Source organism: Frigoribacterium sp. Leaf263 (genome assembly GCF_001422285.1).
GTDB lineage: Bacteria > Actinomycetota > Actinomycetes > Actinomycetales > Microbacteriaceae > Frigoribacterium.
Genome location: NZ_LMMO01000003.1, coordinates 441,971 through 455,087 on the forward strand (window position 1 = coordinate 441,971; position 13,117 = coordinate 455,087).

General features: G+C 73.0%; 13 protein-coding genes. 10 read left to right on the top strand and 3 right to left on the bottom strand.

What is annotated here, in order from left to right; translation table 11 throughout:
* Positions 1 to 46: 46 nt before the first annotated feature.
* Positions 47 to 1,255, bottom strand: a complete 1,209-nt coding sequence (gene metX, locus ASF17_RS06075) for a homoserine O-acetyltransferase MetX (protein WP_055796598.1) — start codon at positions 1,253 to 1,255, stop codon at positions 47 to 49.
* A 78-nt stretch (positions 1,256 to 1,333) separates the two neighbouring features.
* A complete protein-coding gene (locus ASF17_RS06080) occupies positions 1,334 to 2,665 on the bottom strand; it encodes a bifunctional o-acetylhomoserine/o-acetylserine sulfhydrylase (protein WP_055796601.1) in 1,332 nt (443 codons plus the stop codon).
* Positions 2,666 to 2,853: 188 nt separating this feature from the next.
* On the opposite strand from ASF17_RS06080, the gene ASF17_RS06085 reads away from it, so the two are divergent.
* The 5 genes from ASF17_RS06085 (at position 2,854) to ASF17_RS06105 (ending at position 8,987) form a co-directional block, all read left to right on the top strand.
* The gene (locus ASF17_RS06085; protein WP_055796602.1) at positions 2,854 to 3,642 is read left to right on the top strand and encodes an SDR family oxidoreductase; all 789 of its coding nucleotides are present in this window, start codon (positions 2,854 to 2,856) and stop codon (positions 3,640 to 3,642) included.
* A gap of 806 nt (positions 3,643 to 4,448) precedes the next feature.
* Positions 4,449 to 5,336, top strand: a complete 888-nt coding sequence (locus ASF17_RS06090) for a glycosyltransferase family 2 protein (protein WP_082475108.1) — start codon at positions 4,449 to 4,451, stop codon at positions 5,334 to 5,336.
* Positions 5,333 to 6,343: a glycosyltransferase gene (locus ASF17_RS06095; protein WP_055796605.1), complete on the top strand. Its 1,011-nt coding sequence runs from the start codon at positions 5,333 to 5,335 to the stop codon at positions 6,341 to 6,343. The genes ASF17_RS06090 and ASF17_RS06095 overlap by 4 nt, the downstream gene beginning before the upstream one ends.
* The gene (locus tag ASF17_RS06100; protein ID WP_082475109.1) at positions 6,340 to 7,704 is read left to right on the top strand and encodes a glycosyltransferase family 2 protein; all 1,365 of its coding nucleotides are present in this window, start codon (positions 6,340 to 6,342) and stop codon (positions 7,702 to 7,704) included. Before ASF17_RS06095 ends, ASF17_RS06100 begins: the two co-directional genes overlap by 4 nt.
* A complete protein-coding gene (locus ASF17_RS06105) occupies positions 7,701 to 8,987 on the top strand; it encodes a hypothetical protein (protein WP_055796608.1) in 1,287 nt (428 codons plus the stop codon). The genes ASF17_RS06100 and ASF17_RS06105 overlap by 4 nt, the downstream gene beginning before the upstream one ends.
* On the opposite strand, the gene ASF17_RS06110 is transcribed toward ASF17_RS06105, so the two are convergent.
* Positions 8,968 to 9,543, bottom strand: coding sequence for a hypothetical protein (locus ASF17_RS06110; protein ID WP_055796610.1), 576 nt, complete (start codon positions 9,541 to 9,543; stop codon positions 8,968 to 8,970). The genes ASF17_RS06105 and ASF17_RS06110 overlap by 20 nt on opposite strands.
* Positions 9,544 to 9,610: 67 nt before the next feature.
* On the opposite strand from ASF17_RS06110, the gene ASF17_RS06115 reads away from it, so the two are divergent.
* Genes ASF17_RS06115 through ASF17_RS06135 form a run of 5 tightly spaced genes read left to right on the top strand, consistent with a single transcriptional unit; the run spans position 9,611 to position 13,107 of the window.
* A complete protein-coding gene (locus tag ASF17_RS06115) occupies positions 9,611 to 10,360 on the top strand; it encodes a YqjF family protein (protein WP_055796614.1) in 750 nt (249 codons plus the stop codon).
* A gap of 48 nt (positions 10,361 to 10,408) precedes the next feature.
* Positions 10,409 to 10,993 (top strand): phosphoribosyltransferase, encoded by a 585-nt coding sequence (locus ASF17_RS06120; protein WP_082475110.1) that lies wholly within the window; start codon positions 10,409 to 10,411, stop codon positions 10,991 to 10,993.
* Positions 10,990 to 11,733: a Type 1 glutamine amidotransferase-like domain-containing protein gene (locus tag ASF17_RS06125; RefSeq protein WP_156357321.1), complete on the top strand. Its 744-nt coding sequence runs from the start codon at positions 10,990 to 10,992 to the stop codon at positions 11,731 to 11,733. The genes ASF17_RS06120 and ASF17_RS06125 overlap by 4 nt, the downstream gene beginning before the upstream one ends.
* Positions 11,730 to 12,446, top strand: coding sequence for a uracil-DNA glycosylase (locus ASF17_RS06130; RefSeq protein ID WP_055796617.1), 717 nt, complete (start codon positions 11,730 to 11,732; stop codon positions 12,444 to 12,446). Before ASF17_RS06125 ends, ASF17_RS06130 begins: the two co-directional genes overlap by 4 nt.
* A 58-nt stretch (positions 12,447 to 12,504) precedes the next feature.
* On the top strand, positions 12,505 to 13,107 hold the full coding sequence (locus ASF17_RS06135) for a GNAT family N-acetyltransferase (RefSeq protein WP_055796621.1): 603 nt from the start codon (positions 12,505 to 12,507) through the stop codon (positions 13,105 to 13,107).
* The last annotated feature ends 10 nt before the right edge of the window (positions 13,108 to 13,117 follow it).

Sequence of the window (13,117 nt, forward strand, 5' to 3'; positions counted from 1 at the left end):
CCCATGCTTTCACACAGGACCCCCCGGCGGGGGACGTACGCGCCGTTCAGTCGTCCAGCAGCCGACGCAGGTGCCCGCCGACGGCCTCGTTCTCGATCAGGAAGCCGTCGTGGCCGAACTCGCTGGCGATGACCGCCGGCTCGTGACCGTCGATCCCGCCGGCGAGATGACGGGCGATGAGGCGCTGATCGGACACCGGGAACAGCCGGTCGCTGTCGATGCCCAGGACGAGGGTGCGCGCGGTGACCCGGTCGAGCGCCGCCGCGACGCCGCCCCGGTCGCGGCCGACGTCGTGCGAGTTCATCGCGCCGAGCAGGGTCGCGTAGCTGCCGGCGTCGAATCGCCGGGTGAACTTGTTGCCGTGGAAGTCCAGGTAGCTCTCCACCTGGAACCGCCCCGGCCCGCCGAGCGGCGAGATGTCGCTCTGCCAGCTCCGTCCGAACCGGGCGTTGAGCTCGTCGGGCGACCGGTAGTTCAGCAGCGCCATGCGGCGGGCCAGCGCGAGCCCGCGATACGGCCCCTCACCGTCCGGTGCGTCGTAGAAGTCGCCGTCGTTCCACGCGGCGTCCATCCGGATCGCCTCGTGCTGCACGGTGTTGAGCGCGATCTGGTCGGCGCTCGCGACCGGCGGAGCGGCGAGCACCCCGAGACGGGCGACGCGCTCGGGGTGGGTGACGCCCCATTCGAGCGCGTGCATCCCGCCCATCGATCCGCCGACGACGGCCGCCCACCGGTCGATGCCGAGGTGGTCGGAGAACGCCGTCTGGGCGGCGACCTGGTCGCGGATGGTCAGGTGCGGGAACCTCGACCCCCACTCGACCGCGTCGGGCGCGATCGACGCGGGGCCCGTGCTGCCCTGGCAGCCGCCCAGCATGTTCGGCGCCACGACATGCCAGCGGTCGGTGTCGATCGCGAGGCCCGGCCCGACGACGCCGTTCCACCAGCCGGCGGTCGGGTGACCGGGCCCCGAGACGCCCCGCACGTGGCTGTCGCCCGTCAGGGCGTGCAGCAGCAGGACGGCGTTGCCGCGATCAGCGTCGAGCTCGCCCCACGTCTCGTAGGCGATGCGGGGTCGGGGGATGACGACGCCGCTCTCGAGCGCGAGGTCGTCGAGCGCGACGAACCGCCGGTCGCCCGGGTCGTCGCCGTCGCGCCAGGCGCCCGTGACCGGCGGTCGGCCGAGCATCGCGAGACGCGTGCGCTCGCTGACGACGCTCGACGGGACGGTGTCCTCGGGTGTGGTCTGCCAGTCCATGGGTCCCCATCCTGGTGGAGCCGAGGAGGCGCGGTGCGATTGTTACCGCACCGCACCGCGCCTCCCCGTCCTCCCGGCTCAGCTGCTGCGGAGCGACTCGCGGGTGACGGCCTGCGCGGCGGCGAAGCCCGCCTCGAGGTCGGACTTCAGATCGTCGATGTTCTCGAGGCCGACCGACAGCCGGACCAGACCCGGGGTGACGCCCGTCGTCAGCTGCTGCTCGGGGGTGAGCTGCGAGTGCGTGGTCGAGGCGGGGTGGATCACGAGACTGCGGACGTCGCCGATGTTGGCGAGGTGGCTGAACAGGCTCAGCCCGTCGACGAGCGCCCGGCCGGCGTCGACGCCGCCCTTGAGCTCGAACGAGAGCACGGCGCCGACGCCCTTCGGGGCGTACTTGTTGGCGGCGGCGTACCACGGGCTGGTCGGCAGACCCGCGTAGTACACGGCGGCGACGTCGGAGCGGGCGTCCAGCCACTCCGCGATCTCCTGCGCGTTCTGGACGTGACGCTCGATCCGCAGGCTGAGGGTCTCGATGCCCTGGATGAGCGAGAACGCCGTGTCGGGGCTGTTCGAGGCGCCGAGATCGCGCAGCAGCTGCACGCGCGCCTTGATGATGTAGGCCAGGGGGTCGCCGACCGCCTGGGTGTACACGGCGCCGTGATACGACGGGTCGGGCGTCGTCAGGCCCGGGAACCGCTCGGCGTTGTCCGACCAGGCGAAGGCGCCGCCGTCGACGATGAACCCGCCGATGACCGTCCCGTGCCCGCCGAGGAACTTCGTCGCCGAGTGCACGACGATGTCGGCGCCGTGCTCGAGGGGGCGGATGAGGTACGGGGTCGCGATCGTGTTGTCGACGATCAGCGGGACGCCCTCGGAGTGCGCGACCCCCGAGACCGTCTCGATGTCGAGGATGTTGATCTTCGGGTTTCCGATCGTCTCGGCGAAGAACAGCTTGGTCTCGGGCCGGACGGCGCGACGCCACTCGTCGGGGTCGTCCTGGTTCTCGACGAACGTCGTCTCGATGCCGAGCTTCGCGAGCGTGTACTTGAAGAGGTTGTACGTGCCGCCGTAGATCGACGACGACGACACGATGTGGTCGCCGGCCTGCGCGATGTTCAGCACCGCGAACGTCGACGCCGCCTGACCCGACGCGACGAGCAGGGCCCCGGTGCCGCCTTCGAGCGCGGCGATCCGCTGCTCGACGACGTCGTGGGTCGGGTTCATGATCCGCGAGTAGATGTTGCCGTTCTCGGCGAGGGCGAAGAGGTCCTGGGCGTGCTGGGCGTCGCGGAAGACGTACGACGTCGTCTTGTAGATCGGCGTCGCGCGGGCGTGCGTGGTGGGGTCGGGCTGCGCCCCCGCGTGGATCTGCCGGGTCTCGAACTTCCAGGCGGACGTGTCGTCGCTCATGCTGTGCTCCTGCGGTCGGGGTCTGCGGCGGCCGATCGGCCGGACTGCGATGCGGCAACGCTACGGAAGGGCCGTGGGGCTGTCCACGCGACGGACACGCGGCGTAACCGGGCGCGCTAGCGTCGACGGGGTGCCGGGACGACCGGCGGCCGGTCGGCGGGCGCCGACTCGACGACGAGGAGCAGTGGATGACGAAGCGTGTCGTGGTGACAGGGGCCAGCTCGGGGATCGGGGCGGCGACGGTCCGTCTGTTCCGCCGGCGGGGCTGGGACGTGATCGCCGTCGCCCGACGGGAGGACCGCCTCCGCGAGCTCGCCGCCGAGACCGGGGCGACCTGGTTCCAGGCCGACGTCACGGTGGACGCCGACGTCGCCGCGCTCCGCGAGCACGTCGAGTCGACCGGGGTGCTCGACGCGCTGGTGAACAACGCGGGCGGCGCCTTCGGCCTGGACAGCGTCGAGGCGGGCTCGATCGAGGACTGGCAGCGCATGTTCGACGTCAACGTGCTCGGCACGAAGCGCGCGGTGTCGGCGCTCCTGCCGTCGCTCCGTCGCGGTGCGGACCACGCGAGGGCCGGAGGGGGACCGGGAGGCGCGGACATCGTCACGGTGACCTCGATCGCCGGTCATGTCGCCTACGAGAACGGCGGCGGATACAACGCCTCGAAGTTCGCGGAGCACGCCCTGGTGGCCGTGCTGCGCCTCGAGCTGTCCGGTGAGCCGATCCGGGTCGTGGAGATCGCCCCCGGCATGGTGCACACGGAGGAGTTCTCCGTGAACCGCTTCGCGGGCGATCAGGATCGGGCCGACGCGGTCTACCGCGACGTCGAGGGGCCGCTCGTCGCCGACGACGTGGCGGAGGCCATCGTCCATGCGGTCGAGCTGCCGCCGCACGTCAACCTCGATCTCGTCACGGTCAAGCCCGTGGCCCAGGCCGCGCCCCACAAGGTCGCCAAGGGAGTGCTCGAGACGCGCTGAGCGCCGGCCGCTCCCGGCGGCCGACTCGCCGGACGGGTGATTCGCGGACCATCCGGCGGGTCACCCGCCCGCCCCAGAAGAGGGGGCAGAGCCGGCGGCGCCGCCGTGAGGAGCACCCCCGTCCGGGGGTGATGCGACCCCCGGACGGGGGTCGTCGTCGACCGGCATGTCCTCCCTCTGGGGGACCGATCGGCCGGTAAGTGAGTACCAGTCAGTTTTTTTCGGGGGACAAGCCCGGAGCGGAGGACGGCCGGGCGGGCGCCGTCCGATCGACTCGGAAGCGCCGGCACGCGGCGGCTCCGCAGAGGGAGCAGTCGCTCCCACGGCGGTAATGCTCGTGGGCCTCGCGGGTGTGGCCGCAGACGCAGAGCGTGCTGTCCTCCGTGACGCTGCGCCCCATGGCTGCCCTCCCGAGCTCGGTCCGAGGGGCTGTCGTGCGACGGCGCCTCGAGGTCTCGTCGACTGTACCGAAGAGCCGGCTGAGGGGTCCGATGTCCCCCGGCCAGGGCCGCTCTTCGGGGGACACGGGCGACCGGGCCCCTCCGGCGGGCGCTCGGACGAGGAGGACCGGGTGAGGCCCGGGCCGTTCCCGGCGCTCGGGTGATCGTTGCGCGACACGGCCGCCCGATCGGTACTTGCGCTCCGCCGGATGACGCGTAAGTTTGCACTCACCCGACGGCGACGTCGTTCAACCCGAAATTGGACGACCGAGCCCAGCCCCCTGGCGTGAACCCGAAACTCCGCCGGTGACAGGGCCTCTCTCGCACCATCCCCTTTGCCAGTTCGCTTACCCCTGCAAGGACCCCATGAACCAGGTGTTCCCCACGCCCGAAAACGGCGCCGCTCCCCGTATCTCGATCGTCGTCCCCGCCCGGAACGAAGCCCGCAACCTCGAGATCGTCCTCCCGATGCTCCCGTCCGTCCACGAGGTCATCCTCGTCGACGGCAACTCGGTCGACGACACCATCGCGACCGCTCAGCGCGTCATGCCCGACATCAAGGTCGTCCGCCAGAGCCGCAAGGGCAAGGGCAACGCCCTGGCCTGCGGCTTCGAGGCCGCGACCGGCGACATCATCGTCATGTTCGACGCCGACGGCTCCGCCGACCCGGCCGAGATCCCCCGCTTCGTCGAGGCGCTCACCTCGGGCGCCGACGTCGCCAAGGGCAGCCGCTTCGTCCACGGCGGCGGCAGCGAGGACATCACGCGATTCCGCGCCCTCGGCAACTGGGGCCTCAACGCCCTCACCAACCTGCTCCTCGGCACGAAGTACACCGACCTCTGCTACGGCTACAACGCCTTCTGGGCTCGCATCGTGCCGAGCCTCGAGCTGCTGCCCTCCGATCTCGCGCCCCGCGCCGACGGTCAGATGCACAACGGCGACGGCTTCGAGATCGAGACGATCCTCAACTGCCGCATCGCCGCTCTCGGCTACGACATCGTCGAGGTCCCGAGCGTCGAGAAGCTCCGCATCCACGGCACGAGCAACCTGAACGCGATCTCCGACGGCTTCCGCGTGCTGCGCGTGATCCTCGAGGAGCGTCGTCGTCGCCCGTCCGGCGCGGCCCGCATGCGCCGCATCCGCGAGTCCGCTCTGACGGCGGCCCAGGCCACCGACGAGCCGGCACCCGTCTTCGCGGTCATCGACGGCGCCCGTGGGGACGCCCGACTCGGAGCCCGCCAGGACGTCGCGTGACCCTGCGGTCGACGACGGTCTCCGTCATCGTCTGCGCGTACACCGAAGACCGCTGGGACGATCTCGTCGCCTCGGTGGAGTCCGTGCGCGGACTCCCCGAGGGGCCCGAGGTCGTGCTCGTGATCGACCACAACGATGCGCTGCTCGCCCGCTCGCGGAAGCGGTGGGTCGACGTGGTCGTGGCCCCGAACGAATTCCGCCAGGGGCTCTCGGGCGCGCGCAACACGGGGGTCCGCCTCGCCGCGGGCGACGTCGTCGCGTTCCTCGACGACGACGCCTCCGCCGACCCCGCCTGGCTCACGCATCTGCTCGGCCCCTTCGCCGACGCCCGCGTGGCCGGCGTCGGCGGCCATGCGACCCCCGTGTGGCCGGACGGCGGCAACACCCTCTACCCGCCCGAGCTGCTCTGGATCGTCGGCTGCAGCCACCGGGGTCTGCCGACCGAGCTCTCGGCCGTGCGCAACGTGATCGGCTGCTCGATGGCCTTCCGCCGCGAGAGCATCCTCGACGTCGGGGGATTCAACCTCGACACCGGCCGGGTCGGCGCGATCCCGCTCGGCGGCGAGGAGACCGATCTCTGCATCCGCATCCGCCAGGCCGATCCGACCGCCCGCATCGTGCTCGAGCCCCGTGCCGACGTGCGGCACCACGTCACCGCGAACCGGGTCACCTGGGCCTACCTCCGTCGTCGCTCGTTCTACGAGGGCGTCTCGAAGGCGGCTCTCAGCCGGCAGCTGGGCGCCTCGGACTCCCTCTCGAGCGAGTCGGCCTACCTGCGTCGCGACATCCCGCGCGCGGCCCTCCGCGAGCTGCGCTCGATCGGACGAGGAGGCGCGGGTCGTCTCCTCGCGCTCGTCACCGCCGTCGTGGCCACCGTGGCCGGCTACGCCCTCGGCAGCCTCCGCCGCGCCTCCCTGGCTCCCGTCGACCCCGTCGCCGGCCGAGCGCTCCTCACCCGCGACTCGACGCGGCCGGCCACGGCCGGCCGGACGGACGGCACCTCATGACAGATCTCCACCTCGTCCGGCCCATGGCCGGCTCCAGCGCGCCCACCTGGGAGGGCGCGCTCTGGATCGGCGCCATCGACGCCGACGACCTCGCCCGCCCGGATCTCGGCGACGTCGTGCTGACGGACCCCGAGGGGCACCGCGGCGCGCGGCTGCTCGTCCGCCGCGGTCGGAGCGTGCTCGGCTTCGTCGACGCGCCCGTCGTCGACGGACGGGTCTCGGTGGACCTGCTGCGGTCGGAGGTCGCCTCCCTTCCGGAGGCCCTGACCCCCGTCGAACCGATCCACCTGCCGACGGCGACCGTGGTGCTCTGCACGCGGGACCGCGCCGATCACCTCCGTGGTGCGCTGCGGAGCGTCCTCCGACTCGACTACCCCTCGTTCGACGTCATCGTCGTCGATAACGCCGCGGCGACCGACGAGACCCGCGATCTGGTCCGCACAGAGTTCGACGATCCGCGCGTGCGGTACCTCGAGGAGCCGGTGCCCGGACTCTCCAGCGCCCGCAACGCCGGCCTCGCCGCCGCGACCGGCGAGATCGTCGCCTTCACGGACGACGACGTCATCGTCGACGACCAGTGGCTCCACGGCCTCGCCGCCGGATTCGCCCACGGCGAGGACGTCGTGTGCGTCTCGGGTCTCGTCCCGAGCGGCGAGCTGCGCACGCCCGTGCAGCGCTTCTTCGACGACCGCGTCTCGTGGTCCCGCAACGTCTCGACCCGCGTGTTCCGGCTCGCCGAGCCGCCGGCCGACCTTCCGCTGTTCCCCTTCTCCGTCGGCGCCTTCGGCACCGGTGCCAACTTCGCGCTCCGGCGTCGCCCCGCCGTGCTGCTCGGCGGGTTCGACACCGCCTTCGGCGTCGGCACCCCGACCGGCGGCGGCGAGGACCTCGACGTCTTCACCCGCGTCCTGCTGGCCGGTCACGCCCTCGTCGTCGAGCCGTCGGCGCTCGTCTGGCACCGTCATCGCTCGGATCTCGCCGCCCTGCGACTGCAGGCGACGGGCTACGGCACGGGTCTCGGCGCGTGGCTGACGAAGATCGCGCTCGACCCCGCGAGCCTCCGACTGGCACTGCGTCGCGCCCCCGGGGCGATCCGGGTGCTCGCCGCGAAACGCCGCGTCGACGCACCGATGGGCGAGGGGACGGAGTCGCCCCGCGCCTCCTCGGCTCCGCGCGACGTCGATCTCGATCGCGAGATCGCCCGCACGGCACGGCACGAGCTCGTGTCCGTCGCCCGCGGTCCTCTGCTCTACCTCCGTCAGCGTCGTCGTGGCGCGGGGCTCATGGGCCACCGCGTGCCGGCCGGCGAGACGCAGGGCGTCCCGGGCGGCTCGTCGAGCGTCGCCGAGAGGGCACGATGACCGCCGCGTCCACCGGCCGCGGCGTCGCCCGTCTGCCCATGCGCGCCGTCGACCGGCTCGGCTCGGGGATCCACATCCTGTCCGTGTTCGGACCCGTCGCCCTGCCCGGCCGCGAGGCGCTGGTCGACGCGGTCTGGCGCATCCTCTCCGTGGGCCCCGACGCCCGCCTGGGGCTCCGCGCCGTCGACGGCCGTGAATGGGAGTACGCCCCCGAGAGCCTCCGCGAGGTCGCCGAGCGGATGGTCGTCGAGGCGCCCGAGCTCGCCACCCGGGAGCTCTCCGAGGCCCTCGAGGGCCTCGTCGCCCACATCGAGCCCGGTCTGCCCATGCGGGTCGTGCTCGCGGGGGACCGCCTGCTCCTGATCCTCGACCACGGCGTCGTGGACGCGCGCTTCACCACGCGCCTGCCGGCCACGCTCGTCGCGGTCGCCGGGGGCGGAGAGATCCCCGCGTGGCTGACGGCCGAGGGCATCAGCCGCCCCCTCTGGACGGCGTTCGTCGAGACCTTCGCCAAGCACCCGGGGCGCGTCGTCGCCCTCCTGAGGGCCCGCCGGGTCGAGTCGCCCGTCGCGCCCCGCATCGCGCCGGTCGAGCGCCCGTCGATCGGCTGGAACGGCTCCACCTCGGTCGTCGTGGCGGCGGGCTCCAAGGCGTCGTTCAAGGCGCTCCACAACTGGCTCCGACGACGGGACGAGCCGGTCTCGTTCGGCGCCGGCGTCATCGTGGCCCTCCGCGCCGCTCTGGCCGCGGAGGGGCTGCGCCTCTCGCCGGACAGCGAGATGGTCTACGACGTCCGCGGCTACCTCCCGTCGGGCGTCGACACGACCGGCAACTTCGTCACCGGGATCCCGGTGACGGGCGGCGACGACCTCACGGCAGTCGATCGCAGCATCGCGCAGACCACGTCGTCGGGTCGCCCTCTCGCCGCCCTCATGGCGGGCGCGATCAAGGAGTCCGTCCGTCCGGCGAGGAGGGTCCTGCCCGCGTCGACCCCGGCGCACGCCCGGGCCCGCGTCGTCCTCAGCAACCTCGGTCTCAACCGTCCGCTCCAGTCCATCCCGTGGATCCGCGACGGACGGTCCATCGAGGCGGCGTCGGCGGTTCATCCGATCGCCCCCGAGACGGTGGCGGCGCAGCTGATGGTGCTCGACGGCGTGCTGCACGTCGCGGTCTCGTACAACGACACGTCGTTCGACCGCGAGGCCGTGCAACGCGCCGTCCGGGCGTTCGTCGACGACCCGGTCGCGCTGCTCGACGGCGTCGTCAGCCGCGAGGACGCCTGACCGCTCGCAGCCCTGCGAGATCCTCGTCGACCAGCCCGCGGAGGCGGTCGGCGCGACCCTCGTCGTAGTCGGGCGTCGGCGCGGCGGCCCAGCCCAGACGGTCGACCACCGTGCTGCCCACGTCGTCCCAGGCACGCGATCGGGCGGTCGCTACGAGGTCGTCGACGAAGGCGTCGTCGGCGGCGCTGCGGGCGATCCGTCCCGCGAGCTCGCGGTGGGTGGCCTCGCGCAGGCGCAGGGCGTCGATGTCGTCGACGCGGTAGTCGAACTGGTGTCTCGACTGCCCGTACGAGCGGTGCGTCCGGCGCCGGAGCGTCTTGAGCCGGGCGATGCCGTCCCGCTGCTCGCGCTCGAGCCGGGCCAGCTCGTCGCGGGCCGTGGCGGTGGCGACGTCGGCGTCGAAGGGCAGCCGCTCCTGGAGCGCCCGCACGATGATGCTGTTGGCGACGGCGACCACGGCGGCCGCGCGCACGATGAGGAACCCCTCGTCGACGGCTCGCTCGAGGGGCGTCGGGTCCGCGAGGCGGACGGTCGGGTCGGTCGGATCGGTCGGCACCGGAGACTGCTCCTCTCGGGTCGACCCCGACCCTACCCACCGGCCGCCGCGCCCGTAGGGTGAGGCGATGACCCGTGAACCCGATCCCGTCTCCGACGTCGCCCCGGCGCTGTCCCGCCGGCCGTTCATCCGGCAGCACTGGGGCGGTCTGGCGTTCGCGCACTGGAGGGTCGAGCCGGAGCGGGTCGCACCGCTGCTGCCCCGGGGCACCCGCCCCGACGTCTTCGACGGGTCGGCCTGGGTCGGTCTGATCCCGTTCGAGCTCTCGCGCAGCGCGTTCGGTCCGCTGCCCCCGGTCCCCGTCCTCGGCACGTTCCTCGAGACGAACGTGCGGCTCTACTCCGTCGACGACCAGGGGAGGCGAGGGGTCGTCTTCCGGACGCTCGAGGCCGCGCGCCTCCTGCCGGTGCTCGCCGCGAACGCCGGTCTCGGGCTGCCGTACCGGTGGGCCTCGATGACCCGCAGGAGGCGCGGGGACGTCGTCGAGTACGCCTCGCGTCGGCACGGTCCCGGCCCCCGACCGAGCACGCGTCTACAGGTGCGGCCGACCGACGAGGCCGTGGTCGGCGACCCGCTCGCCGACTTCCTGACGGCCCGGTGGGGCATGCACGTCGGACGCGGCGGCACGACGCGCTTCTGGCCGAACGAGCACGGGGCCTGGCCGCTGCGGCGGGCGGAGCTCGTCGACCTCGACGACGAGCTGGTCGCCGACTCCGGACTGCCCGGGGTGGCCGACCGCGAACCGGACTCCCTCCTGTGGTCCGACGGCGTCGACACCGTCTTCGCGCCTCCCGGGGGTCGGTGGGTCGGACCCTGACGGGTCCGCCTTCGCGCCGGGGCCCGTGGGCGCACTACGGTTGCTGGCATGGTTTCCTCACCCGACGACTCGACCGACACCGCCGCAGCACCGCCCGAGGCCCCGCCGGCGCAGTCCGACGGGTCGGTCGAGACCGGTGCCCCCGAGCGTGAGGTGCTGGGCTGGCTGGAGTTCGGCGAGGCGGCGCGCCACCTGGCGAGCGACGTCGTCGCGGCCGACTTCACCCCCGACGTGATCGTCGCCGTGGCCCGGGGCGGGCTCGTGCTGGCGGGGGCCGTCGCCTACGCCCTCGACACAAAGATGTGCGGGTCGATCAACGTCGAGTTCTACACCGGCGTCGACGAGCGTCTGCCCGAGCCGGTGCTGCTGCCCCCGACCCTCGACGCGCCCTCGCTCGAGGGCAAGCGGGTGCTGATCGTCGACGACGTCTCGGACTCGGGGCGCACGCTCGTGCTCGTCCGCGACCTCCTCGGCGGGATCGCCGCCGACGTCCGCACGGTCTGCCTCTACAGCAAGCCGCGCACGGTGCTCGAGCCCGACTTCGTCTGGAAGCGCACCTCCCGCTGGATCACCTTCCCCTGGAGCGCCCTCCCGCCGGTGACCCGCGACCACGCGACGGCGGTCGGGGCATGAGCATCCACCTCGTCGGCGGCGGCTGGTCGCCCGACACCCCCGACCTGTACGACCTGTTCGTCGCCGAGGCGGCCGTGCGGGGCGGAGCGGTCGGGCGCGCCGTGCCGCGCATCGCCCTCCTGATCGTCGTCGCCGACGACTCGCCGTCGGCCGGGTTCCGCACCGGGTACCCGTCGATGCTCGCCTCGGGCGGGCGCTGCGAGGTCGTCACCAGCATCGTCGAGGCGGGGGAGGTCTTCGACACCCGCGTGCTGAGCGACGTCGACGGGCTCGTCGTGGCCGGGGGGCTGACGCCGGCGTACCTCGAGGCCGTCATCCCGCTCGTGGATCAGGTCCGGCTGCTCGTGGCCGACGGTCTGCCGTACCTCGGCTTCTCCGCCGGAGCCATGATCGCCGCAGACCGCGCCCTCCTCGGCGGCTGGCTCATCGGCGACGTCCCGGTCTGCCCGGAGGACGCGGCGGAGGACCTCGACGAGGTCACCCTCAGCGGCGGACTCGGCCTGGTCGACATCGCCGTCGACGTCCACGCCGCGCAGTGGGGGACCCTCACCCGCCTGATCGCCGCGACCGAGGCGGGACTCGTCGCCGGAGGGGTGGCGATCGACGAGAACACGGCCCTCGTGGTCGGCGACGGCGCGTTGACGGTGCTCGGCACCGGGAGCGTCTGGCGGGTCGAGCCGCAGGTCGACGACGGCGGCGGGATCATCGGCGTCTCGGTCGGCACGCTGGGTCCTGCGTGACGCCGGACGCCGGGTCCGCGCCCGAGGGCGCGTCGCGTCGTCCGCTCGCCGAGCAGATCGACCCCGGCTGGGCCGAGGCCCTCGAACCGGTCGCCGACCGCATCGCCGACATGGGCGAGTACCTGCGCGCGGAGGTGCGCGCGGGGCGGGGGTACCTGCCCGCCGGCGAGAACGTGCTGCGCGCCTTCCGCGCGCCCCTGGCGAGCGTGCGCGTGCTCATCGTCGGCCAGGATCCCTATCCGACCCCCGGTCACGCCGTCGGGCTGTCGTTCTCGGTCGAGCGCAGCGTTCGACCCCTGCCGCGGAGCCTCGTCAACGTCTATCGCGAGCTGCACGACGACCTCGGCGTGCCCCCGGCCGAGCACGGCGATCTGACGTCGTGGTCCGACCACGGCGTCATGCTGCTCAACCGGGTGCTCACCGTGCGTCCCGGTGAGACGGCGTCGCATCGCGGCAAGGGCTGGGAGCCCGTGACCCAGCGCGCCATCGAGGTGCTGGCGGCACGCGGCGGACCCCTCGTCGCCATCCTGTGGGGTCGTGACGCCGCAGCCCTCAAGCCGATGCTCGGAGACGTCCCCACCATCGAGTCGGCGCACCCGAGCCCGTTGTCGGCGTCCCGGGGCTTCTTCGGCTCGAAGCCGTTCAGCCGTGCCGACGCACTGCTGGTCGAGCAGGGCGGCGACCCCGTCGACTGGGCGCTCCCGCCCCTCTGACGCGCGCCGCCCCCTCCCGCCCTCGCCGCGCCTCCCGCCGTCGTGGCAGAGTGGCTGCGTGCTCGAAGAGGAATACCAGACCCGTCGGCAGCTGCCGCGCGCCCTGCGCCCGCCCGCCCCCGTCGAGCCGCCGTTCCGCTTCGAGGTCCGTGCCGCCGTGGCCGCCGACCTGCCCTACGTGCGCGAGATCTACAACCACTACGTCGCCAACTCGTCCGTGACCTTCGACGAGGACGCCATGACCCTCGCCGAATGGCGCCGCAAGCTCGCGTTCGTCTCGTCGCTCGGGATGCCGTTCCTCGTGGCCGTGAATCCGAGCGGCGAAGTGCTCGGGTACGCCCTCGCCTCGCCCTGGGGCGGCAAGGCGGCCTACCGGTACACGGTCGAGACGTCCATCTACCTGCGCGCCGCCTCGACGGGAAAGGGCCTCGGGGCAGGTCTGCTCGAGGCGCTCGTGGAGGCCTGCCGCGAGGCCGGGATCCGAGAGATGGTCGCCGTCATCGCCGACAAGAACGCCGAGGCGTCGGTCGCCCTCCACGCCCGGCTCGGGTTCGTCGAGGTGGGCCGGATGGGCCGCGTGGGCTTCAAGTTCGGCCGCTGGCTCGGCACCATCACGATGCAGAAGTCGCTCAAGAGGCGACGCGGCCGCAGCGCGCGCTGACGGGCGGGCC

Bases quoted from the DNA above. Each gene is read 5' to 3' on its own strand.
- ASF17_RS06105 (WP_055796608.1), top strand. From the start codon at position 7,701: ATGACCGCCGCGTCCACCGGCCGCGGCGTCGCCCGTCTGCCCATGCGC.
- metX (WP_055796598.1), bottom strand. From the start codon at position 1,255: ATGGACTGGCAGACCACACCCGAGGACACCGTCCCGTCGAGCGTCGTC.
- ASF17_RS06090 (WP_082475108.1), top strand. From the start codon at position 4,449: ATGAACCAGGTGTTCCCCACGCCCGAAAACGGCGCCGCTCCCCGTATC.
- ASF17_RS06100 (WP_082475109.1), top strand. From the start codon at position 6,340: ATGACAGATCTCCACCTCGTCCGGCCCATGGCCGGCTCCAGCGCGCCC.
- ASF17_RS06085 (WP_055796602.1), top strand. From the start codon at position 2,854: ATGACGAAGCGTGTCGTGGTGACAGGGGCCAGCTCGGGGATCGGGGCG.
- ASF17_RS06120 (WP_082475110.1), top strand. From the start codon at position 10,409: ATGGTTTCCTCACCCGACGACTCGACCGACACCGCCGCAGCACCGCCC.
- ASF17_RS06115 (WP_055796614.1), top strand. From the start codon at position 9,611: ATGACCCGTGAACCCGATCCCGTCTCCGACGTCGCCCCGGCGCTGTCC.
- ASF17_RS06080 (WP_055796601.1), bottom strand. From the start codon at position 2,665: ATGAGCGACGACACGTCCGCCTGGAAGTTCGAGACCCGGCAGATCCAC.
- ASF17_RS06125 (WP_156357321.1), top strand. From the start codon at position 10,990: ATGAGCATCCACCTCGTCGGCGGCGGCTGGTCGCCCGACACCCCCGAC.